General features: G+C 70.5%; 18 protein-coding genes. 13 read left to right on the forward strand and 5 right to left on the reverse strand.

All coding sequences use genetic code 11. The features are described 5' to 3' along the window. Positions 1-75: 75 nt before the first annotated feature. The 3 genes from ACZ7L6_RS22375 to ACZ7L6_RS22385 form a co-directional block, all read right to left on the reverse strand. On the reverse strand, positions 76-1,710 hold the full coding sequence (locus ACZ7L6_RS22375; protein ID WP_471926501.1) for a penicillin-binding transpeptidase domain-containing protein: 1,635 nt from the start codon (positions 1,708-1,710) through the stop codon (positions 76-78). 179 nt (positions 1,711-1,889) lie between these two features. Further along, a complete protein-coding gene (locus tag ACZ7L6_RS22380; RefSeq protein ID WP_471926503.1) occupies positions 1,890-2,114 on the reverse strand; it encodes a hypothetical protein in 225 nt (74 codons plus the stop codon). Between the two features lie 52 nt (positions 2,115-2,166). Beyond that, the gene (locus tag ACZ7L6_RS22385) at positions 2,167-3,909 is read right to left on the reverse strand and encodes a dolichyl-phosphate-mannose--protein mannosyltransferase (protein WP_471926505.1); all 1,743 of its coding nucleotides are present in this window, start codon (positions 3,907-3,909) and stop codon (positions 2,167-2,169) included. A 62-nt stretch (positions 3,910-3,971) separates the two neighbouring features. Here ACZ7L6_RS22385 and rsmI point away from each other — a divergent pair, with 62 nt between their 5' ends. The 11 genes from rsmI to ACZ7L6_RS22440 all read left to right on the forward strand — a co-directional run bounded on the left by rsmI (position 3,972) and on the right by ACZ7L6_RS22440 (position 18,397). After that, on the forward strand, positions 3,972-4,820 hold the full coding sequence (gene rsmI, locus ACZ7L6_RS22390; RefSeq protein ID WP_471926507.1) for a 16S rRNA (cytidine(1402)-2'-O)-methyltransferase: 849 nt from the start codon (positions 3,972-3,974) through the stop codon (positions 4,818-4,820). A gap of 190 nt (positions 4,821-5,010) precedes the next feature. Beyond that, positions 5,011-5,409 (forward strand): hypothetical protein, encoded by a 399-nt coding sequence (locus ACZ7L6_RS22395; protein ID WP_471926509.1) that lies wholly within the window; start codon positions 5,011-5,013, stop codon positions 5,407-5,409. A 73-nt stretch (positions 5,410-5,482) separates the two neighbouring features. Next, a complete protein-coding gene (locus ACZ7L6_RS22400; RefSeq protein WP_471926511.1) occupies positions 5,483-6,364 on the forward strand; it encodes a TatD family hydrolase in 882 nt (293 codons plus the stop codon). A 142-nt stretch (positions 6,365-6,506) separates the two neighbouring features. Beyond that, positions 6,507-8,084 carry a ubiquitin-like domain-containing protein gene (locus ACZ7L6_RS22405; RefSeq protein WP_471926513.1) on the forward strand — a complete coding sequence of 526 codons (1,578 nt, stop codon included), beginning with the start codon at positions 6,507-6,509 and terminating at the stop codon, positions 8,082-8,084. Between the two features lie 96 nt (positions 8,085-8,180). Beyond that, positions 8,181-9,065, forward strand: coding sequence for a 16S rRNA (adenine(1518)-N(6)/adenine(1519)-N(6))-dimethyltransferase RsmA (gene rsmA / locus ACZ7L6_RS22410; protein WP_471926515.1), 885 nt, complete (start codon positions 8,181-8,183; stop codon positions 9,063-9,065). Then, a complete protein-coding gene (locus tag ACZ7L6_RS22415; RefSeq protein ID WP_471926517.1) occupies positions 9,066-9,983 on the forward strand; it encodes a 4-(cytidine 5'-diphospho)-2-C-methyl-D-erythritol kinase in 918 nt (305 codons plus the stop codon). 182 nt (positions 9,984-10,165) lie between these two features. Beyond that, on the forward strand, positions 10,166-11,299 hold the full coding sequence (locus ACZ7L6_RS22420) for a peptidoglycan recognition protein family protein (RefSeq protein ID WP_471926519.1): 1,134 nt from the start codon (positions 10,166-10,168) through the stop codon (positions 11,297-11,299). Positions 11,300-11,409: 110 nt separating this feature from the next. Continuing rightward, positions 11,410-13,218, forward strand: coding sequence for an ABC-F family ATP-binding cassette domain-containing protein (locus ACZ7L6_RS22425; protein ID WP_471926521.1), 1,809 nt, complete (start codon positions 11,410-11,412; stop codon positions 13,216-13,218). Positions 13,219-13,547: 329 nt separating this feature from the next. After that, positions 13,548-15,413, forward strand: coding sequence for an outer membrane protein assembly factor BamB family protein (locus ACZ7L6_RS22430; RefSeq protein WP_471926523.1), 1,866 nt, complete (start codon positions 13,548-13,550; stop codon positions 15,411-15,413). An 82-nt stretch (positions 15,414-15,495) separates the two neighbouring features. Next, complete coding sequence (locus ACZ7L6_RS22435; protein ID WP_471926525.1) at positions 15,496-17,385, forward strand: outer membrane protein assembly factor BamB family protein; 1,890 nt, start codon at positions 15,496-15,498, stop codon at positions 17,383-17,385. Positions 17,386-17,683: 298 nt separating this feature from the next. After that, the gene (locus ACZ7L6_RS22440) at positions 17,684-18,397 is read left to right on the forward strand and encodes a helix-turn-helix transcriptional regulator (RefSeq protein WP_471926527.1); all 714 of its coding nucleotides are present in this window, start codon (positions 17,684-17,686) and stop codon (positions 18,395-18,397) included. Between the two features lie 145 nt (positions 18,398-18,542). Here the strand turns inward: ACZ7L6_RS22440 and ACZ7L6_RS22445 are convergent, their stop codons facing one another. Both ACZ7L6_RS22445 and ACZ7L6_RS22450 read right to left on the reverse strand, forming a co-directional pair. After that, a complete protein-coding gene (locus ACZ7L6_RS22445) occupies positions 18,543-18,881 on the reverse strand; it encodes a hypothetical protein (protein ID WP_471926529.1) in 339 nt (112 codons plus the stop codon). A gap of 20 nt (positions 18,882-18,901) precedes the next feature. Then, positions 18,902-20,593 (reverse strand): sodium:solute symporter family protein, encoded by a 1,692-nt coding sequence (locus ACZ7L6_RS22450; RefSeq protein ID WP_471926531.1) that lies wholly within the window; start codon positions 20,591-20,593, stop codon positions 18,902-18,904. A 177-nt stretch (positions 20,594-20,770) separates the two neighbouring features. Between ACZ7L6_RS22450 and galT the strand changes: the two genes are divergently transcribed. Together galT and galE are read left to right on the forward strand one after the other, a co-directional pair. Continuing rightward, the gene (gene galT, locus ACZ7L6_RS22455) at positions 20,771-21,832 is read left to right on the forward strand and encodes a galactose-1-phosphate uridylyltransferase (RefSeq protein WP_471926533.1); all 1,062 of its coding nucleotides are present in this window, start codon (positions 20,771-20,773) and stop codon (positions 21,830-21,832) included. Beyond that, the gene (gene galE, locus ACZ7L6_RS22460; protein WP_471926535.1) at positions 21,829-22,791 is read left to right on the forward strand and encodes a UDP-glucose 4-epimerase GalE; all 963 of its coding nucleotides are present in this window, start codon (positions 21,829-21,831) and stop codon (positions 22,789-22,791) included. Before galT ends, galE begins: the two co-directional genes overlap by 4 nt. Positions 22,792-22,834 lie beyond the last annotated feature (43 nt).

Raw genomic sequence — 22,834 nt, forward strand, 5'->3', positions numbered from 1 at the left:
CCCCCGCCGCCCCGCCGACCTCACGCATACCAACGACGAGGAACACCCTAGAGTCCCGTCCTGTGGGGGTTAACTTCACGCGGACGCTCGTAGCACGGCTGCGACAATCGGGCCCGCCGCGTCGCTGCCGTGGCCGCCCTGCTGGGACATGGCGGCGGCCGCCACATCATTGCGGAAACCGGTGAACCAGCTGTCGGAGGTGGCGTTCCCGTCGACCTCCGCGGAGCCGGTCTTGGCGCCGATGTCACCGCTGAGCCCGGACATGGCCTGCACGGCGGTGCCCCGGGGAGCGGTCGCGGCCAGCCGCATCATCTGCTTCAGCTGGGCGGCGGTGCTCGCCCGCAGCCCCTCGGCGGTGGCGATCGGCCGGTCGTCGAGCTCGGGCGAGACCAGGTACGGCTGCCGGAACTGGCCGGTGATCGCGGTGGCCGTCACCGAGGCCATGTTGAGCGGGTTCATCTGGACGCCGCCCTGGCCGATGGCGTTGGCGGCGCGGTCCGGTCCGGCGGAGGCGGGGACGCTGCCGTCGAAGGACGTGATGCCGGTCTTCCAGTCACCGCGGCCGAGCCCGAACCTTTCCTCGGCCTCCGCCGTCAGCGAGGCGTCGGTGAGCGGATCCTCGTCGACGAGCTTGATGAAGGCCGTGTTGCAGGAGCGCAGGAAGCCGTCGGCGAGCGTGGCGCTCGCGGTCTCGTTGGGCTCCAGGCCCTTGAGGTTGGTGAAGGTCTGGCTCTGCCACGTGGCGCTGGAGGGGCAGGGGGCCGGGCCGTTCATCGAGGTCACGCCGTTGTCGATGAGCATCGCCGCGGTGATGATCTTCATCGTGGAGCCGGGGGCGACCTTGCCCTCGAAGGCCGCGTTGAAGGCGTCGTCGCGATGGTTCGCCACGGCCAGCACCTCGCCGGTGCTCGGCTTGAGGGCCACCACGGAGGACTGGGCGTGACTCTTCACGGCCTTCTCGGCGGCCGCCTGCACGCTCGCGCTGAGCGTCGTCTCCAGCTTGCCCGGTCTGCCCTTGGCGAGGGTCAGCAGCGAGGTGTCCGCGGACTCGTCGGCGTGCTGTATCGCCAGCTCGATGCCGGGGGCGCCGCCGGCCTTATCGCCGTACCGCTCGCGCAGCGTGTCCAGGATCGGGCCGAGGGAGGGGTACTTCTCCTTCGTCAGCACGGTGCCGTCGCGGTCCACGGCCTCGATGGGCGGGCTCGCGGCCTCGCCCGTGACGAGGGTGTCGCCCTTCTTCAACTGCGGGTGGACCAGGGCCGGTCGCCAGTCGACGAGGGCCTTTCCGGTGGTGAGCCCGCGCACGACCGTGAGTTCGCTCTTGTAGGAGAGTGCCTTGGACTTCCCGTCGTAGGACACCTTCGCGCTCACCGTGTAGGGGACGGTGGCACCCTTCGTCTTGCCGGGCGTGATCTTCACGCCGGTGATGTGGGCCTTCTCGCCGTAGGACGTCAGCACCGTCTCGGCGACCGCGTCGTTGTTCGTGAGTGCCGCCGCCTGCGCCGCCTGTCCCTTTTCCCAGGCCGCGAAGAACTTCGCCGTGGTCTCCTCGACCTCGTCGCTGCTGGGCGGGCCGCTCTTCGGTGATGCCGCCCCCGTCGCCCCGCCGCCGTTCAGCGCGGACATGACGTTGTACGCGCCGTACCCGGCACCGCCCACCATCACGGCGAACACCCCGCCTATGACGGCGGCCTTGACCCCCTTGGACATGGTCCCCTCCCCGTTCCCCATTTCGGTCCAACGCACTGTAAGTGGCGGGAGGGGCGCCAGTGGGAGGGTTTTCTCTTGTTGGCCATTTCAGCGGTGCCCGGCAGATGTGTCCGCCAGAGGTGTCCGAGCGCTGGGGCCGACCGGTCGGGCGGGCCGCAGCGCTCGGCGGGAGGCGACCCTCAGACGATGCTGAAGGGATTGACGCCGAGGAGGGCGGCCGTGGGAACAGCCGCCGCGAAGGGCAGGATGCCCGGCGGGTAGGTGCCCTGGTACGGATACACCAGGTACGAGACCGACTTCTGCGGGCGCGGGTCGAGGGTGTCGGCGTGGGCCACGGCGGAGGTCGACATGGCCGCGGCCCCCGCGAGGGCGATGACAGCAAGTGTCCGTTTAGTTACGTTCATGCCTGTATGAACGATCACCGACTCCCCCTGTTACGCCCCTCTGTCACGCACCTCAGACCCAGGTGTCCAGCCACATCCGCGACCGCCACTGGTCGACGGGGATCGCCGTGCCCGTGTGGATCGGCCAGAAGTAGATGAAGTTCCAGACGATCAGCAGCACCAGCACACCCGCGCCCGTGGCGCCCGCCACCCGGCGGGTGTCGCTCGAACGCGGTGGGCCGATGATCGCGCCGAGGAGCATCGCCACGGCCAGACAGAGGAAGGGCAGGAAGACGACGGCGTAGAAGAAGAAGATCGTGCGTTCCTGGTAGAGGAACCAGGGGAGGTAACCGGCCGCCACACCACAGGCGATCGCCCCGGCCCGCCAGTCGCGGCGGAAGAGCCAGCGCCACAGGACGTACAGCACCGCGAAGGCGGCCACCCACCACAGCAGTGGCGTGCCGATCGCCAGGACCTCGCGGGCGCACTTCTCGCCCGCGTCGACGGGGCAGCCGTCCTTGCCGGGCAGCGGGGACTCGTAGAAGTACGACACCGGGCGGCCGTCGACGATCCAGCTCCACGGGTTGGACTGGTAGGTGTGCGGGGACGACAGGCCGACGTGGAACTCGTACACCTGGTGCTCGTAGTGCCACAGGCTCAGCCACCAGTCGGGGAACAGCCACGACCAGCTGCTGGTGCGGCCGTTCGCGGACGCCCAGTCGCGGTAGTAACCGCCGGTGCCGTCCGTGGGGGAGAGGATCCAGCCGGTCCAGGACGCGATGTACGTGACGATCGCCACCGGTACCGTCGCCAGGAAGGCGAGGCCCAGGTCGTGCTTGAAGACGGCCGTGTACGGGTGCCGGGCGCCGGCGACCCGGCGGGAGGCTACGTCCCAGAACACCGTCAGCAGGCCGAACGCGACCAGGAAGTACAGGCCGTTCCACTTGGTGCCGATGGCCAGGCCCAGCATCAGACCGGCCAGCCAGCGCCAGGGGCGCAGGCCGAGGCGCAGGGTCTCGGCGGTGCGGGCGTCGGGGCGGACCCGGCCGTCGGGGTCGGCCGGGAGTGCGGCCGCGAGTTTCGCGCGCGCCCGGTCCCGGTCGACGACCAGGCAGCCGAACGCCGCCAGCACGAAGAACATCAGCACCCCGTCGAGCAGCGAGGTGCGCGCCATCACGAAGGCCAGCCCGTCCACCGCCATCAGCGCGCCCGCGAGGCAGCCGAGGAACGTCGAGCGGAAGATACGGCGGCCGATGCGGCACAGCATCAGCACCGCGAGCGTGCCGAGCAGCGCCGTCATGAACCGCCAGCCGAACGGGTTGAACCCGAACATCAGCTCGCCGAGCCCGATGACGTACTTCCCGACCGGCGGATGCACGACGTACGCCGCGTCCGTCGGGATCGGGATCTGATCGCCGATCTTCAGGATGACGTCGTTGGCGTTCTTGTCCCAGCTGACCTCGTAGCCGCGGTGGACGATCGCCCAGGCGTCCTTGGCGTAGTACGTCTCGTCGAATATCACGTCCTTGGGGCTGCCGAGGTTCCAGAACCGAAGCACCCCAGCCAGCAGCGTGACCAGCAGCGGACCGCCCCAGCCCGACCAGCGCACCATCCGCTCGGCGAGCGCCCGCGGGACGCCGAGGAACTGCCACATCCGCGGGCTGGGCCGAACGTACGGCGGCACCAGGCGGTCCCGCACATCGCTTCTCGGCGTCGCCGTGTAGCCGAAGCGGCGCAGCCGCTGCTGCCACGACGGCCGCTGCTCGTGCGGTGCCTGGTCCTGCCGGGTGTCCATGGAGGACGCGGTACTGGTCACCGCGCCATCGTAGGGAACACGTCTGTGGGAGTCCCGTGGATGCGCCCTGCGAGGATGGAAACGTGACAGGAACCCTTGTTTTGGCAGGCACCCCCATCGGCGACATCAAGGACGCCCCGCCCCGGCTCGCCGAGGAGCTGGCCGGCGCGGACGTGGTCGCCGCCGAGGACACCCGGCGGCTGCGGCGGCTCACCCAGGCGCTGGGCGTACAGCCGGCCGGACGGGTCGTGTCGTACTTCGAGGGCAACGAGTCGGCCCGTACGCCCGAGCTGGTGGAGGCCCTCCTGGAGGGCTCGCGGGTGCTGCTGGTGACCGACGCGGGGATGCCGTCGGTGTCCGACCCCGGCTACCGGCTGGTCGCGGCGGCCGTGGAGAAGGACATCCGCGTCACCGCCGTGCCCGGGCCGTCCGCCGTGCTCACCGCGCTCGCGCTGTCCGGGCTGCCGGTCGACCGGTTCTGCTTCGAGGGGTTCCTGCCGCGCAAGGCGGGGGAGCGGCTGTCGCGGCTGCGGGAGGTCGCCGAGGAGCGGCGCACACTCGTCTACTTCGAGGCGCCGCACCGGCTCGACGACACGCTCGCCGCGATGGCCGAGGTGTTCGGCGGCGAGCGGCGGGCCGCGGTGTGCCGGGAGCTGACCAAGACGTACGAGGAGGTCAGGCGGGGCGGGCTGGCGGAGCTCGCGGCGTGGGCCGCTCAGGGCGTGCGCGGGGAGATCACCGTCGTGGTCGAGGGGGCGCCCGAGAAGGGGGCCGAGGAGCTCGACGCCGGGGAACTCGTGCGGCGCGTTCGCGTGCGTGAAGAGGCGGGGGAGCGGCGCAAGGAGGCCATCGCGGCGGTGGCGGCGGAGGCCGGGGTGCCCAAGAGAGAGGTCTTCGACGCGGTCGTGGCGGCGAAGAACGCGGGGGCGTGAAATGCCGTGTGAGCAGGGCGTATCTCGAATGGGCGCGCGCCCCATGCCGGGGTAAAGGGACCCGGGCCTTTCGGCAAGGAACGCCCAAGTCGCCCCCAATACTGGGCAGATGACGTGCGTTCGCTCCTGTGGAGGAGTCCACTGGACGAAGGGACGCAACCCGTTCCACCAGCGGACCACAGGAGCTGGCATGAGCGAGATCGCACAGCAGACCACGGGCCTTCGCAGCGCCGCGACCGCCGTCGTCCACGAGTCCTACTCCTTCGCCTGCATGCGATGCGGGCACGGCTGGGAGCAGTCGTACGAGATAGAGCACCACATCGACGGTGACGGCCACGAGTTCGTGATGTACATCGCGAACGGCCAGGTCGTCCCGTCGCCGCTGAGCCGGCCCACGTGCGAGAACTGCGACAACCACGTCGTACGGATCATGCGGCCCGGGCAGGTGTCCTCCGTGCAGAACTCACTGCACCGCCCGCGCGCCGTCCCGCGGCAGGGGGAGCCGGAGCCCGAGTCGGCGGCCGGCGAGGCGGACCACCACTGGCATCTGTCCGATCTCCTGCACGTCTTCCACCGCAAGGCGAGCTGAGCCGGACGCCGGACCGGCCGCCGAGCAGCCGAGCGCCGTCGGGGCGGGCATGCCCCTTTCGTAGGATCGGGGCATGCCTTCGAACGCCTCCGACAAGCACGCGGCCCCGCCCCTCCCGGAACCGCTCCGGGTGCCGGTCGCCGACTCCCACACCCACCTCGACATGCAGTCCGGCACGGTGGAGGAGGGCCTGGCGAAGGCGGCGTCGGTGGGCGTGACGACGGTCGTGCAGGTGGGCTGCGACGTACGCGGCTCGCAATGGGCGGCCGAGACGGCGGCACAGTACGACGCCGTGCACGCGACCGTCGCCCTGCACCCGAACGAGGCTCCGCGCATCGTGCACGGGGACCCCGACGGCTGGTCCCGCCAGGGGGCGCGCGAGCCCGGGGGCGCGCGGGCGCTCGACGAGGCGCTCGCGGAGATCGACCGCCTGGCCGCGCTCCCCCAGGTGAAGGGCGTCGGCGAGACGGGCCTCGACTACTTCCGCACCGGGCCCGAGGGCAAGGAGGCGCAGGAGGCCTCCTTCCGCGCCCACATCGAGATCGCCAAGCGGCACGGCAAGGCCCTGGTCATCCACGACCGCGAGGCTCACGCCGATGTGCTGCGGGTGCTGAAGGAGGAGGGCGCCCCCGAGCGGACGGTGTTCCACTGCTACTCGGGGGACGCCGACATGGCCCAGGTGTGCGCCCGCGCCGGCTACTACATGTCCTTCGCCGGCAACGTCACCTTCAAGAACGCCCAGAACCTGCGGGACGCGGTCGCCGTGGCCCCGCTGGAGCTGCTCCTCGTGGAGACCGACGCGCCCTTCCTCACGCCGGCGCCGTACCGCGGACGGCCCAACGCGCCGTATCTCATTCCGATCACGGTGCGCGCCATGGCGGCCGTACGGGGGATCGAGGAGGACGTGCTGGCGGCGGCCCTCGGCTCGAACACGGCACATGCCTTCGGCTACTGACCGATAACCGCCGGATAACGCTCGCACGGCTACTCGGCGTGCCCGGCTGCGACTGTGTGTAGTCGCGTCGCTTTGGAGAGTCACCACCCCTCCGCTAGGTTCTGGGGCTCCGATCCGGACTCCTCCGCTGGAGCGTGTCGTCGTGAGCAACGCGCAGTTCGAGACGTATGGCCCGAGCCCGGCCCACGAGCCACCGGCGTACGGCGGCTTCGACCCGTACAGCGCTCAGACGCTGGGGTATGGGGTGCAGGGGGTATATGGGGCAGTGGGGGTGCACGGGGTACACGGGGCGCAGGGGGCGTACGGAATGCGTACGAGTACGGACACGTACGTACCCGCTTACCAGGCGCACGGGCCTTACGCCATGCACGAGCCCCAAGGGTCTCACTGGTCCCACGGGGCTTATGGCTCTTACGGGTCCTCCGGAGCATTCGGAGCCTCCGGGTCCTCCGGGGCGTCTGGGTCTTCCGGAGCCTATGGAGTCGATGAGGCAAGCGGAGGCCGTGAGGACACGTACCGGCCCGCGTACGAGGAGGTGTCCGACGCGGCGGCGCACACGCCCGTCGTGCGCCCGAGGAGCGGTCGGCGGGCCGCGCACCGGCGCAGGGCGCGCGCCGCCGAGCGGGGGGACGGGACGATGCGCCGGCTGGTGCCGCAGGCGCTGGTCGTCGCGTTCCTCGCGGGCGGGACGACCGCCTTCGTCGCCAAGGACAAGGCGGTCGAGCTGAGCGTCGACGGCAAGCAGCGCACTCTGCACACCTTCGCGGACGACGTCACCGAACTGCTGGCCGAGGAGGGCGTGGAGGTGGGGGCGCACGACGTGGTCGCGCCCGCGCGGGACGCGGCCCTCTCCAGCGGTGACGAGGTCGCGGTGCGCTACGGGCGGCCCGTGCGGCTCACGATCGACGGCCAGCATCGGGAGGTGTGGACGACGGCGCACACCGTGGAGGCGGCGCTCCGGCAGCTGGGGGTGCGCGCGGAGGGGGCGTATGTGTCGACCTCGCGCTCCCGGCGCATCGGGCGCGAGGGGCTTGCGCTGAACGTGCGCACCGAGCGCACGGTCACGATCATGGCGGACGGCCTCGCTCGCACCATCCGCACGAACGCGGCGACCGTGCGCGAGGTCGTGGAGCAGGCCGGCATCATCCTGCGCGGGCAGGACACCACGTCCGTCCCGCTCGAGACCTTTCCACGCGACGGGCAGACGGTCACGGTCCTGCGGATCACCGGCCGGAAGGAGATCCGCGACGAGGCGATCGCGTTCGCCGTGGAGCGCATCGAGGATCCGTCGGTCTTCCGGGGCACGGAGATCGTCGAGCGGGCCGGGGTGCCGGGCCTGCGACGCGTGACGTATTCCCTCCGCACGGTCAACGGGGTCAAGCAGAGGCCGCGCCGGGTCAGGTCCGAGGTGGTGCGGGAGCCCCGGACGCAGATCGTGAAGGTCGGGACGAAGCCACTGCCGACGTCCGTGCGCGGCGCGGACCGGCTGAACTGGCAGGGGCTCGCGGCGTGCGAGTCCGGCGGGCGGCCGGACGCGGTGGACTCGTCGGGGACGTACGGCGGCCTGTACCAGTTCGACACCCAGACCTGGCGAAGCCTCGGCGGCAAGGGACGGCCACAGGACGCACCGGCGGCGGAACAGACGCAGCGGGCGAAGAAGCTGTATGTGCGGCAGGGGGCGAGTCCTTGGCCGCATTGCGGGGGGCGGTTGCATCGGTGATTCCAGCTCGTCCCGCTGCCCGGTGTCGGTGCTGGGGGCGGGTGGGGGCAGGCTGCGCCTGCACGACGGCGCCCTACCGCCCCGTACCCTTGTCGGGTGAGCAGCCCCACCTCCGACGCCCTTCTGGGCCCCGCCGACGTCCGTGAACTGGCGGCAGCCCTCGGCGTGCGCCCCACCAAACAGCGCGGCCAGAACTTCGTGATCGACGCGAACACGGTCCGCCGTATCGTCCGCACCGCGGAGGTCCGCCCCGACGACGTGGTCGTCGAGGTCGGACCGGGGCTGGGCTCCCTCACCCTCGCCCTGCTGGAGGTCGCCGACCGCGTCACCGCCGTCGAGATCGACGACGTACTGGCCGCCGCGCTCCCCACCACCATCGCCGCCCGCATGCCGGAGCGCGCCGACCGTTTCGCGCTGGTGCACTCCGACGCGATGCACGTCACGGAGCTGCCGGGCCCGCCCACCGCCCTGGTCGCCAACCTCCCCTACAACGTGGCCGTCCCGGTCCTCCTCCACATGCTGGAGACCTTCCCGAGCATCGAACGCACCCTCGTCATGGTGCAGTCGGAGGTCGCCGACCGCCTCGCCGCCGGACCCGGCTCCAAGGTGTACGGCGTGCCGTCCGTGAAGGCCAACTGGTACGCCGAGGTCAAGCGGGCCGGTGCCATCGGCCGCAACGTCTTCTGGCCCGCGCCGAACGTCGACAGCGGCCTGGTCTCCCTGACCCGGCGCGCCGAACCGCTCAAGACCACCGCCTCGAGGCGCGAGGTCTTCGCCGTCGTCGACGCGGCCTTCGCCCAGCGCCGCAAGACGCTGCGGGCCGCGCTCGCCGGCTGGGCGGGCTCCGCGGCCTCCGCCGAGGCGGCGCTCGTCGCGGCCGGGGTCTCGCCGCAGGCGCGCGGAGAGGCCCTGACGGTCGAGGAGTTCGCGCGCATCGCGGAGCACAAGGAAGCCGCCGCCCAGCACAAGGAGTCCGAGTAAGTGAGCGCGAGCGTCGCCGTCCGCGTCCCCGCCAAGGTCAATGTCCAGCTCGCGGTGGGCGCCGCCCGTCCCGACGGCTTCCACGACCTGGCCAACGTCTTCCTGGCCGTCGGCCTGTACGACGAGGTCACCGTGACGCCCTTGCCCGACGGCCTGCGTGTCACCTGCGAGGGTCCCGACGCCGACCAGGTCCCCCTGGACCGTACGAACCTCGCCGCCCGCGCGGCCGAGGCGCTCGCCGCGCGATACGGCCGTACGCCCGACGTGCACATCCACATCGCCAAGGACATCCCCGTCGCCGGCGGTATGGCGGGAGGCAGCGCGGACGGCGCGGGCGCGCTGCTCGCCTGCGACGCGCTGTGGGGCACGAACGCCTCCCGCGAGGAACTCCTCGACATCTGCGCGGAGTTGGGCAGCGACGTGCCGTTCAGCCTGGTCGGTGGGGCGGCCCTCGGCACCGGGCGCGGCGAGAAGCTGCGGACGCTCGACGTGGGCGGCACCTTCCACTGGGTGTTCGCGATGGCCGACCGCGGACTGTCGACGCCCGCCGTCTTCCGTGAGTTCGACCGGCTCGGCGAGGGAAGGGACATCCCCGATCCCGTCGCCTCCCAGCCGCTCCTCGACGCCCTCGCCAAGGGCGACCCCGACGCACTCGCCACCGCCGTCTCCAACGACCTGCAGCCCGCCGCCCTCTCCCTCTTCCCACAGCTCGCCGACACCCTTGCCGCAGGCCGGGCCGCCGGCGCACTCGCGGCGCTCGTCTCCGGTTCGGGCCCGACCACGGCCTTCCTCGCCCGCGACCCCGAGACGGCGGAGAAGGTGGCCGAGACTCTGCGGACCTCCGGCACCTGCCGAGCGGTGCGCACGGCGTCCGGGCCCGCGCCGGGGGCCACGGTCCTGAACGGCGCCCGCGCGTGACGCCGTACTCATAAGCAAGCGCTACTCATAGGTAAGCGTTCTTCGCGCGATCTCCACACCGATGTACTGCGATCGCAGTACACGTGGGACGGGTGGGGCGGTTAGGGTCGCTTGACGTTTCAAGCGCCGTGTCTCGGTCTTCCGGCGCGCCGTCAAGTGCCCTTCTGGAAGGGGACACCCCCGTGTCCGAATCCCCCACCCCCGCCCAGCCGTCCCACCGCAGAAAGCGCTCCCTGTCCCGGCGCGGCACGATCGCCGCCGGTGGGGCGGTCGCCGCCGGAGCCGCGCTCACGCCGATGGTGTTCGCGTCCACCGACTCCGGCGAGGCGGACAGCTCCGCCTCCGGTTCAGGCTCCGCCTCCGGCTCCGGCGACTCCGGTACGACGCCCGAGAAGTTCCCCGCCACCCGCACCGAGGCCGCCACCGGCACCGGCGAGGCCACCACCGCCTTCGCCGCCTCCTACGTCGGGGTGCGCTGGTCCGGAGCGCAGGAGGGCGCCGCCATCCGGCTCGCGGACGGCGACTGGCAGACGCTGAAGAGCGGCTGCGCGACCGCCGAGGACGGCGGCACGGCCCTGGTCGCCGCCCGGAACGCCACCGCGTACGAGGTGAAGGCGTCGAGCGACATCGACGGCGTGGTCTCGCTGGCCATCGACACCACCGACGGCCCCGACCGCACCTTCCGTGTGCCGAGCGAGCCCACGCGCGTGCGTGGCGTGCGCTACCTCTCGCGGCCGGCGTGGGGCGCCGACGAGTCCAAGCGGTACAAGGACGGCAAGGTCAACTCGCCCGAGACGTACTACCCGCTCCAGATCATCACGGTCCACCACACCGCGACGCCGAACGACGATCCCGACCCGGCCGCGACGGTGCGCGCGATCTACGAGCTGCACGCGATCACCAACGACTGGGGGGACATCGGCTACCACTTCCTCATCGACGAGGCCGGCACCATCTACGAGGGCCGCTACTCCGGTGACGACGGCATCCCGGCCTTCAACCCGGACGGCGACCTCGTCACCGGCTTCCACTCCGTGGGCTACAACTCCGGCGCCCTCGGCATCGCCCTGCTCGGCACCCTCGACCAGCAGCCCCCCACGGACGCGGCCAAGGCTTCCCTGATCCGGCTGATCAGGGTGATATCCCGGTTCAAGGGCCTGGACCCGCAGGCGAGGGTGACGTACACCAACCCCGTCAACGGCACGAAGAAGGACACGAACACGGTCGGCGGTCACCGCGACTACTTCGCCACCGAGTGTCCGGGCCAGGTCATGTACGACCTGCTCACCGAGGTCCGCGCGGCCGCTGCCCGCTGATGCGCCGCTGACCTGTGCGGGGATCGGCCACCGAGCGGCGCACATTAGGCTGGGAGGCTGACCCCCGCGGCCGAGCCGCACGTCGACACAGCCCCCTGGGCAGGAGAAACATGGCCGTCAACCTGGTCAATGTCGAGAACGTCAGCAAGGTGTACGGCACCCGTGCCCTGCTCGACGGAGTCTCGCTCGGCGTCTCCGAGGGCGATCGCATCGGCGTCGTGGGGCGCAACGGCGACGGCAAGACGACCCTGATCCGGATGCTGGCCAAGCTGGAGGACGCCGACACCGGCCGGGTCACCCACTCCGGCGGACTGCGCCTCGGCGTGCTGACGCAGCACGACTCGCTCGACCCCGAGGCCACCGTCCGGCACGAGGTCATCCGGGACATGGCCGACCACGAGTGGGCCGGGAACGCCAAGATCAGGGACGTGCTCACCGGGCTGTTCGGCGGGCTCGACCTGCCCGGGTTCCCGCAGGGCCTCGACACCGTCATCGGCCCGCTCTCCGGTGGCGAGCGCCGCCGTATCGCGCTCGCCAAGCTCCTCATCGACGAGCAGGATCTGATCGTCCTCGACGAGCCCACCAACCACCTCGACGTCGAGGGCATCGCCTGGCTCGCCCAGCACCTGCGGGAGCGGCGCTCGGCGCTCGTGTGCGTCACGCACGACCGCTGGTTCCTCGACCAGGTCTGCACCCGCATGTGGGACGTGCAGCGCGGCACGGTCTACGAGTACGAGGGCGGCTACTCCGACTACGTCTTCGCGCGTGCCGAGCGCGAGCGCATCGCGGCCACGGAGGAGGTCAAGCGGCAGAACCTCGTCCGCAAGGAGCTCGCCTGGCTGCGGCGCGGCGCGCCCGCGCGTACCTCCAAGCCGCGCTTCCGGGTCGAGGCGGCCAACGAGCTCATCAAGGACGTACCGCCGCCCCGGGACAGCAGCGAGCTGATGAAGTTCGCCTCCTCCCGGCTCGGTAAAACGGTGTTCGACCTGGAGGACGTGACCGTCCAGGCCGGCCCCAAGGTGCTGCTCAAGCATGTGACATGGCAGCTCGGGCCCGGCGACCGCATCGGTCTCGTCGGCGTCAACGGCGCGGGCAAGACATCCCTCCTGCGGGCGATGGCCGAGGCGGCGCGGACGGACGGCGAGGCGCAGCCGGCCGGTGGGCGCGTCGTCGTCGGAAAGACCGTCAAACTCGCCTACCTGTCGCAGGAAGTCGCCGAGCTCGACCCCGACTGGCGGGTGCTGGAAGCCGTTCAGCGGGTGCGTGAGCGCGTGGACCTCGGCAAGGGGCGCGAGATGACCGCCGGGCAGCTGTGCGAGACGTTCGGCTTCAACAAGGAGAAGCAGTGGACGCCGGTGGGCGACCTGTCCGGCGGTGAGCGGCGCCGGCTGCAGCTGCTGCGCCTGCTCATGGACGAGCCCAACGTCCTCTTCCTCGACGAGCCCACCAACGACCTCGACATCGAGACCCTCACCCAGCTCGAGGACGTCCTCGACGGCTGGCCGGGCTCGATGATCGTCATCTCCCACGACCGGTTCTTCGTCGAGCGGACCACGGACCGGGTGTTCGCCCTCCTCGGCGACGCCACCCTGCGGATGCTGCCGCGCGGCATCGACGAGTACCTGGAGCGCCGCCACCGCATGGAGGCGCAGGTCGCCGCCGCGGCCGCCACTCCGGCCGCCGAGAAGGCCGTACCGGAGCGGAGCGCGGCCGATCTGCGGGCCGCGAAGAAGGAGTTGCAGAAGATCGAGCGGCAGCTCGACAAGATCTCCGAGCGGGAGACCAAGCTGCACGCGCAGATCGCCGAGAACGCGACGGACTTTGCGAAGGTTGCCGAACTGGATGCGGAGTTGCGGGACTTGGCGGGGCAGCGAGATGAGTTGGAGATGCGGTGGCTGGAATTGGCCGAGGACGCGTGAGCGCTTCATAGGGGGTGCCACGAGGGGACGTCGTGTGGCTGCGGCGCCGTTGGGGTCGGTCGCGCCCGCGCGGCGGTAGCCGCATGTCGATGCAGCCCCGCGCCCCTTAGGACGCTGCCGAACCGTCCGTCGTGAAAGGGCTGTGAAGACTCATAACGGCGGTATCACGGGCCGGTCCTCCCTTGGGAACAGGGGTGGATGCGGCCCGGTGCGCTGTCGGTGGCGGGTGATAGAAAGGGCCGCCTGAGAACAGTCTGAGAAACGCTGGTGTGGCGGAAACGCGACGGCACAGGACGTGGCACCACACCGGCCACAAGGGGGAACCGCTCATGAGCCAGCCGCCCAACCAGCCGCCGCAGGGCGGTTTCGGGGCACCGCAGGACCCGCGGCAGGGCGGCTTCGGAGCGCCGCAGCCCCCGCAGCCGGGCGCATCGCAGACCCCGCCCCCGCCGCAGGGCCCGCCCCAGGCACCCCCGCCGCCGCAGGGCCCGCCCCAGACGCCGCCGCCCCCGCAGAGCCCGCCGCCCGCCGCCCCGCAGCCCGGCTACGGCTACCCGCAACAGCCGCCGCAGCCCCAGCAGTCGGGGCAGCCGGGGCAGGCCAACCCCTACGGCCAGCCGGACCCGTACGCCTCCGGCCCGTACGCCCAGCCGCAGCAGCAGCCGGGGCCGTACGGCTATCCGCAGCAGCCCGGCCCGTACGGCCAGCAGCCCGCCCAGGGTTACGGCTACCCGCCCCAGCCGCAGTACCCGGGCGCGCCCGGCTCCGGCTCGCGCAACCCCTTCAAGGGCAAGCCCGCCCTCGCCATCGGCGCGGCCGTCGCCGGGCTGGTCGTCATCGGCGGCGCCGTGTTCGCGGTGACCAGCCTCGGCGGCGACGACGACCCGAAGAAGCCGGTCGCACAGGGCAGTGACGACCCGAAGGGCTCCGAGTCCCCGAGCGCGTCCGAGGACAGCGGCGGCGGTGCCGACCCGGAGAACCTCAACGGCGGCCGCCAGCCCGGCGAGGCGAAGGTGCTCTGGTACAAGCAGGCGCCCGACGCGCCCAAGTCCGGCGCCGACGCCCCCGGCCTGTGGATCACCGACAAGGCGGCCGTGAAGGCGGCGTACAAGCAGGTCTTCGCCTACAACATCACCGACGGCGAAGAGACTTGGGCCCCGATCAGCCTCCCGCAGAAGATCTGCGCCGTCACCCCGCAGGCGTCGTCCGACAACAAGATCGTCGTGGCGTACGAGAGCGGCACCAGCGACCGCGCCAAGTGCAACCAGCTCCAGCAGATCGACCTCACCACCGGCGCCAAGGGCTGGAAGGACACCGTCTCCAACGGCGAGCTGTTCGACAACACCATCAAGATCGACCTGTCCATCACCGGCACGACCCTGATGGTGGGCCGCGCACAGTCCGGCACGGCGTACGACGTGAACAGCGGCGACAAGCTGTGGGAGAAGAAGCGGTACGGCGACAAGTGCTTCCCGGACGCCTTCGCGGGCGGCGAGAAGCTGATCGCCGTGGCCTCCTGCGACGCCACCGGCACCAACGAGCACGACGAGATCCAGGAGCTCGACCCGGCGACCGGCAAGGCCAAGTGGACCCAGAAGTACGACAAGGGCTGGCAGATCGCCCGCGTCTTCTCCATCGACCCGCTGGTCGTCTACAGCACCAACGAGGACAAGAAGGCCTGGAACATCTCCACCCTCGGCTCCGGCGGCAAGTTCCGCTCGGAGGTCGGCGTCGACCTGAAGATCGGCGTCGAGTGCGGCTGGGCCATCCTCGAACGCAACCTGCGCGGCTGCGCCGGTGTCGCCGCCGACGCGAACACGCTGTACCTGCCCACCGAGTCGACCACCAGCGCCAACGAGATCGTCGCGATCGACCTCTCCAACGGCAAGGAGAAGTGGCGTGTGAAGTCGCCGGTGGACGAGCCGATGCTGCCGATCAAGGTCGAGGACGGCAAGCTCATCGCCTATGCCAAGCCGTCGTACGACGCGGGCGGCCAGGTGCTGTCGATCCCGGTGACCGGCAGCAGCCACCAGCCGGACAAGCTCCTGCAGAACCCGGCGGGCACCGCGAACATCGAGAACGGCTTCTTCTCCCGGGCGTACGACTGGGTCGACGGGCGCTTCTACCTCGCGAGCACCCGGCTGAGCGGCAACGACGAAGCGAAGGAGAAGCTGATGCTCGCCTTCGGCCAGTGAGGCGTGCGCCCGCCGTCCCCTTCTCCCTTCCCCCACGCCGCCCCACCGCGTCCGCCGCCCCGTCCCCCGAGGTACCCACGCCATGACCCAGCCGCCTCCGCCGCCCCACCAGCCCCCGCCCGGGGGAGGGTTCGGCCCGCCGCAGGACCAGCCGCCCCAGCAGCAACCGGGTGGCTTCGGCGCCCCACAGCCGCAGCAGCAGCCGCCCGCGCAGCCTCCCCAGGCGCCGGCCCAGCCTCCGCAGGCGCCACCGCCCGGCGGGGCACCGGGCTACGGCTACCCGCAGACACCTCAGGGTGCGCCCACGCCGCCGCAGCCCGCGTACGGCTACCCGCAGGCGCCCCAGGGCGCCCCGCAGACCCCTCCGCCCGCCGCCCCGCCCGGGTACGGCCATCCCGGACAGCAGCCCGGTGCGTACGGTCAGCCGCAGAACCCGTACGGCCAGCAGCCGCCGGGCTACGGCTATCCGCAGCCGACCATGCCGATGCACCCCCAGTCCGGCGGGCCGGGCGGCGGCGGCCGGAAGTTCAACACGCAACTCGCTGTCATTGTGGCGGCCGTTGTCGCGATCGCGCTGGTCATCGGCGGTGTCGTGCTGTACAAGCAGTCCGGTGACGAGGGCGGCAAGGACGACACCGCCAACTCCAGCGGCGGCACCGGCGGCGGGGACGACAACGGCGGGGGCGGCGGCAGCACCGCCCCGGGCAAGGAGAAGGTGCCGGCCGACCCCAACTCCCAGGTCCTCTTCCAGACCCCGGCACCCGCTGTCCCCGACGACACCGTCATCACCGTGGCCGGCTCCTGGCTGACCGACAAGGCGTACGTCAAGAGCGGTGTCCACGAGATCGTCGGCTACGACCCCGAAAAGGGCACCGAGCTGTGGACGATCCCCCTGCCGGGCCCCGTGTGCCAGGCCAGCAGGCGCACCAACGAGGACAACCTGACGGCCATCGCCTTCGAGCCCGCGAAGCCGACCAAGGAGAAGCCCTCGCACGGCTGCACCCAGGTCGCGGCGATCGACCTCGACGCCGGCAAGAAGCTGTGGACGAAGACCGCCGAGGTCGACGGCGAACCGATCCGGTTCGACAACATCACCGTCAGCGGTGACACCGTCGCCGCCGGCGGCACCAGCGGCGGCGCCGCCTTCGACATCCGGTCAGGCAAGCAGCTGTGGGTCCCGAAGCCCAACAACAGCTGCTACGACCTCGGGTACGCGGGCGGCGAGAAGCTGGTCGCGGTCGGCAAGTGCGGCGGCTACACCAATCCCCAGCTGCACATCCAGACGATCGACCAGAAGACGGGGAGGGTGATCTCCGAGTACAAGATGGCCGAGGGCGTCGACTACGCCAGCGTGATCTCCACCGAGCCGCTCGTCGTGGCCGCCGAGGTCGGGCAGTCCAAGGACGCCATCGGCATCACGGACGTCTTCTCCCTCGACAACAAGACCGGCAAACTCCGCATCCGCATCTCCGTGCCGGGCGACCAGTTCGCGGCCCGCTGCTCCGGCGCCACCGCCATCGAGGCCTGCACGGGAGTCGTGGTCGGCAACGACCGGCTCTATGTGGAGACCGAGGAGCACCAGGGCGGCGGCGAGTACGGCCGGACCAACGAGATCGTCGCCTTCGACCTGGCCACCGGCAAGCAGACCGGGCAGCGTGCGGACGCGGGCGACCGGTACACGATCACGCCGCTGCGCATGGACGGCGGCAACATCATCGCGTACAAGCGGCCGCCCTACGACAAGGGCGGGCAGATCGTCAGCATCGACGGCGGCAGCTTCAAGGAGACGAAGCTGCTGGAGAACCCGGCCGCGAGGACGGTGCGCGATGTGGAGACCCGCATGCAACCGGAGTCCGCCGAGATCGTCTATGCGCAGGGGCGGCTGTACATGGCGGAGAAGTTCGCGAGTGATCTGGGCAGTTCGTTCCAGAAGAAGTACCACGTGATCGCGTTCGGCCGTACGGAAGGCTGACGAAGCGGTCGAGATGTGACGGCCCCGTTCCTGGTCAGGAGCGGGGCCGTGTGCTTACCGCTCATCGTCCTCGAATGCGGGGAAAGCCAGAAAATCCGCCGTTCCGGGGCACTTCTGCCCGGGAGGGGGAGCGCAATGTCGAACAAGCGTGTAGCTTCCGGGGGCATGAAGGGCGGGGGAGCCGGGAGGGGGCTTCTGTCCGCGCGGACCAGTGGGCATCCATAGTGGGGCATCCGGACCGGCGCGGCCGGTCCTCGGCAGTGATGGGGATCCATTGGGGGGACTGGGGGGTTGCTCGATGGGAGTGCGGCTCATGGTGGTCGACGACCACCGATTGCTCGCCGAGGCGCTGGCCTCGGCACTGAAGCTGCGGGGGCACCGGGTGCTGGCCGCGGCGGCGCCTGCCGCGGGGGCGGCGGAGCTGGTGATCACGCGGGCGCCGGAGGTGTGCCTGCTGGGGACGGCGACGCCGGCGGAGCCGGGGATATTCGACCCGGTGCTGAAGATCAAGAGGGAACGTCCGCAGGTGGCGGTGCTGGTGCTGGGTCCCGTGCCGAGTCCGCGCGGTATCGCGGCGGCGTTCGCGGCGGGGGCCTCCGGCTATGTGCGGCACGACGAGCGGATCGAGGGTGTCGAGCGGGCGATCATGAAGGCGCGGGCGGGGGAGGCGGCGGTGGCGCCGCAACTGCTGCAGGGCGCGTTCAGCGAGCTGCTGAACCCGGCGGCGCAACCGGACGACGAGGGGCAGAGGCTGCTGCAGATGCTCACGCCCCGGGAGGTCGAGGTCCTGGTCCGCGTGGCCGACGGCGAGGACACCCGCCTGATCGCCGCAGGCATGGGCATCGCCCCCTCGACCGCACGCACCCATGTCCAACGGGTCCTGATGAAGCTGGGAGTCGGCTCGAGGCTGGAGGCGGCGGCGCTGGCGGCCCGGACGGGGCTGCTGGACCGGGCGGGCCCGGTGCCGCCGGCGTCGGCGGGGGAGGGCGGGGTGCCGCGTGCCGAGGCGTGATCTCGGGGCATCCAGCCCCTCCGGCGTTTGAGGAGCGGGGGTCCCGGGGGCGGAGCCCCCTGGCGGGGTGAAGGGCGGAGCCCCTTCAGGATGGGACGGGTAGGGGCGGCGGGGGCGAGGAAGGCCCGGCTCGCCCCCACCGGCGTTATTCGCTGGGCTCGTCACCCGGTACGACATCCGGTGGCGGCGGCGCCGTAGGCCTCAGCTTCAGCCACACCAGGAAGAACAGGCCGAGGAGCAGCATGCCCAGCCCTGTCCACAGGTTGATGTTGACGCCCTCCGCCTTGTCGATCGCGGCGTCGGAGTCCGTCAGCCCGGTGATCGTGACGATGACGCCGTAGATCACGAAGAGGCCCCCGATGATGCGCCGGATGTCGAAGAGACGGGCGGCTGTCGCGGATTTCCCCTCCAGTTCCGTGACTTCCCGCAGGACGTCCCTCTCGGAGTACTCGGAGTGCTCGGGGCGGTCGGAGTGCTCGGTCATGGTCGGTCGACCTCCGGTCGTCAGAAGGAGAACGGGACGTAGCAGACGGCCGCCAGCACCACCGCACCCCACCCCAGCAGCGCCGGCTTCCGGTACCAGGCCTCGTCCCCCGGCGCCGGCGGCTCGGCCATACCGGGCGAACGGGTGCCGTAGACCAGGCCCTGGAGTTCCTCCGCCGGCTTGGGCGCAGTGAAGAGGGATACGGCCACCATGACGACCGCGCCGGCCACGAAGCCCGCGATCGCCGACACGAAGTTCGCGCCCTGGTCGGAGGGGATCGAGATGACGTCCTGCTTGTAGAGGACGAAGTAGTTGACCATGGCGGCGGTCGTGCCCGCGAGCAGGCCCCAGAAGCCCGACTTCATCGATGCCCGCTTCCAGAACATGCCGACGATGAAGACCACGAACATCGGCACGTTGAAGAAGGAGAAGAGGGTCTGGAGGTAGCTCATGATGTTCGAGAACGACGAGGCCAGAAAGGCCGTGCCGATCGACGCCAGCACGCCGATCGCCGTGATCAGGCGGCCGAAGCGGACGTAGTAGTCGTCCTCGCGGCCCTTGACCACGTACCGGCCCCAGATGTCGTTCGTGAACACGGTGTTGAAGGACGAGACGTTCGCCGCCATGCCCGCCATGAAGGCGGCGAGCAAGCCGGTCACCGCGATGCCCAGCACGCCGTTCGGCAGGAGCTGTTCCATCAGGTACGGGATCGCGTCGTTGTACTGGAGGTCCGAGCCCGATGTTCCGATCCTGGGGACCAGGACGGCCGCCGCCAGGCCCGGGATCATCACCAGGAACACGATGAAGATCTTCGGGAACGCGGCGATCAGCGGGGTGCGCTGGGCGGCGGAGAGGTTCTTCGCGGACAGCGCGCGCTGCACCTCGGCGAAGTTCGTCGTCCAGTAGCCGAAGGACAGCACGAAGCCGAGGCCGAGCACGATCGTCAGCCAGTTCGCGCCCAGCGGGTTCGCCTCACCGATGCCCGTCCCGCCCCACGCCGTGACGAAGTCGCCGCCGTGGGTCTTCGTCAGGGAGTCGGTCAGACCGTCCCAGCCGCCGACCTTCTTCAGGGAGAGCACGGTGATGGGGATGAGGGCCGCCAGGATCACGAAGAACTGGAGCACTTCGTTGTAGATCGCCGAGGACAGGCCGCCCAGGGTGATGTAGGCGAGGACGAAGAAACCCGCGACCACGATCGCCACCCACTGCGGCCAGCCCAGCAGCGCCTCGACCACGATCGCCAGGGCGTAGAGGTTCACGCCGGCGATGAGGATGGCCGCGAAGGCGAACAGGACCGAGCTGAGCAGGTGCGCCCACTTGTCGAAGCGCAGGAGCAGGAACTCCGGGACCGAACGGACCTTGCTGCCGTAGTAGAAGGGCATCATCACCAGGCCGAGGAAGACCATGGCCGGGATGGCGCCGATCCAGTACCAGTGGACCGTGTAGGCGCCGTACTGCGCGCTGTTCGCGGCCATGCCGAGGATCTCGGTGGCGGCCAGGTTGGCGGAGATGAAGGCGAGACCCGTGACCCAGGCGGGCAGGGAGCGGCCCGAGAGGAAGAAGTCGAGGCTGGTCTTCACCGAGCGGCGGGCGGCGAAGCCGATGCCCAGCACGACGACGAAGTAGATGGCAAGGATCGTGTAGTCGAGCCAGTTCGTGGGGAGTCGTAGCTCGGCAGCCAGCTGGATGGGTACTTCTGTGGGGGTTTGCATAAGTACTCGCTTCGTTGCGCGAACCGATACAGAGCGGAACCTACGCCTTTGCGTTCAGTAATTGAACATGTCTGTTGATGCTCTTTGTTTGATTGTGATGTTGACGCTGGTGGTGGCTTGTGTTTCGATGTGTTTACTTATGTTGAGTGGTTGAGTGGCCCTAATAGGGAGTCCGGCGTGAAGAAGACCTCGACCCAGCTGGCCGACGGTCGCGAGCTGATCTACTACGACCTGCGTGACGACTCGGTGCGGGACGCCGTCGACAAGCGGCCGCTGGACCCGACCGTCACCACGTCCGAAGTGCGCCAGGACCCCCTGCTCGGCGACTCCGTCGCCATCGCCTCGCACCGGCAGGGGCGTACCTACCACCCGCCGGCCGACGAGTGCCCGCTGTGCCCGTCCGAGGGCGACCGCCTGAGCGAGATCCCGGACTCGTCGTACGACGTCGTCGTCTTCGAGAACCGCTTCCCCTCGCTGGCCGGCGACTCCGGGCGCTGCGAGGTCGTCTGCTTCACCTCCGACCACAACGCGTCCTTCGCCGACCTGACCGAGGAGCAGGCGCGGCTCGTCCTCGACGCCTGGACCGACCGGACCTCCGAGCTGTCATCTCTGCCTTCCGTCGAGCAGGTGTTCTGCTTCGAGAACCGCGGCGCCGAGATCGGCGTGACGCTGCAGCACCCGCACGGGCAGATCTACGCCTACCCCTTCACCACCCCCCGCACCGCCCTGATGCTGCGCTCCGCCGCGGAGCACAAGGACGCGACCGGCGGCGAGAACCTCTTCGACCACATCGTGGAGCGTGAACTCGCCGGCGAGCGGGTCGTCCTCGAGGGTGAACACTGGGTGGCCTTCGTGCCGTACGCCGCGCACTGGCCGTACGAGGTCCACCTGTACCCGAAGCGCCGCGTGCCCGATCTCCTTGCGCTGGACGAGGAGGCGCGCACAGAGTTCCCCAAGGTGTATCTGGAACTCTTGAGGCGCTTCGACCGGATCTTCGGCACCGACGAGCCTCCGACGCCGTACATCGCCGCCTGGCACCAGGCGCCGTTCGGGCAACTGGAGGACTTCGAGGGCGTCGTGCGTGAGGACTTCGCGCTTCACCTCGAGCTTTTCACCATCCGCCGCACTTCCGGCAAGCTGAAGTTCCTCGCGGGTTCCGAATCCGGCATGAGCGTGTTCATCAACGACATCCGGCCGGAGGCCGCGGCCGAGCGACTGCGAGAGGTAGCGAGTTCATGAGTGGGAAGTACCTGGTCACCGGTGGCGCCGGCTATGTGGGCAGCGTGGTCGCCCAGCATCTGCTGGAGGCGGGTGACGAGGTCGTCGTCCTCGACAACCTCTCCACCGGCTTCCGCGAGGGCGTGCCGGCCGGGGCTTCCTTCATCGAGGGCGACATCCGTGACGCCGCCAAGTGGCTGGACCCCTCCTTCGACGCCGTCCTGCACTTCGCCGCGTCCTCGCAGGTCGGCGAGTCGGTGGTGAAGCCGGAGAAGTACTGGGACAACAACGTCGGCGGCACCATGTCCCTGCTCGGCGCCATGCGCGAGGCGGGCGTGCGCAAGCTGGTCTTCTCCTCCACGGCCGCCACCTACGGTGAGCCGCGCCAGGTGCCGATCGTCGAGTCGGCGCCGACGCAGCCGACGAACCCGTACGGCGCCTCGAAGCTCGCCGTCGACCACATGATCACCGGCGAGGCGACCGCCCACGGCCTGGGCGCGGTCTCCCTGCGCTACTTCAACGTGGCGGGCGCCTACGGCGAGTACGGCGAGCGCCACGACCCCGAGTCGCACCTCATCCCGCTCGTCCTCCAGGTCGCCCAGGGCAGGCGCGACGCGATCAACGTCTTCGGCGACGACTACCCGACGCCGGACGGCACCTGCGTGCGCGACTACATCCACGTCGCCGACCTCGCCGAGGCCCATCTGCTGGCGCTGAAGGCCGCCCGGCCGGGCGAGCACCTCATCTGCAACCTCGGCAACGGCAACGGCTTCTCCGTCCGCCAGGTCATCGAGACCGTCCGGCAGGTCACCGGGCACCCGATCCCCGAGGTCGTGGCCCCGCGCCGCGGCGGCGACCCGGCGGTCCTGGTCGCCTCGGCCGACACCGCCCGCGAGCGGCTCGGCTGGAACCCGTCCCGCGCGGACCTCGTGGGGATCGTCGCGGACGCGTGGGAGTTCGCGCAGCGGCGCGCAGGCTAAGTTCTACGGCTGTTCGGCCGGTCAACTCACCGGTCGCTTCGGC

This window comes from Streptomyces sp. NPDC107522, from assembly GCF_055657525.1.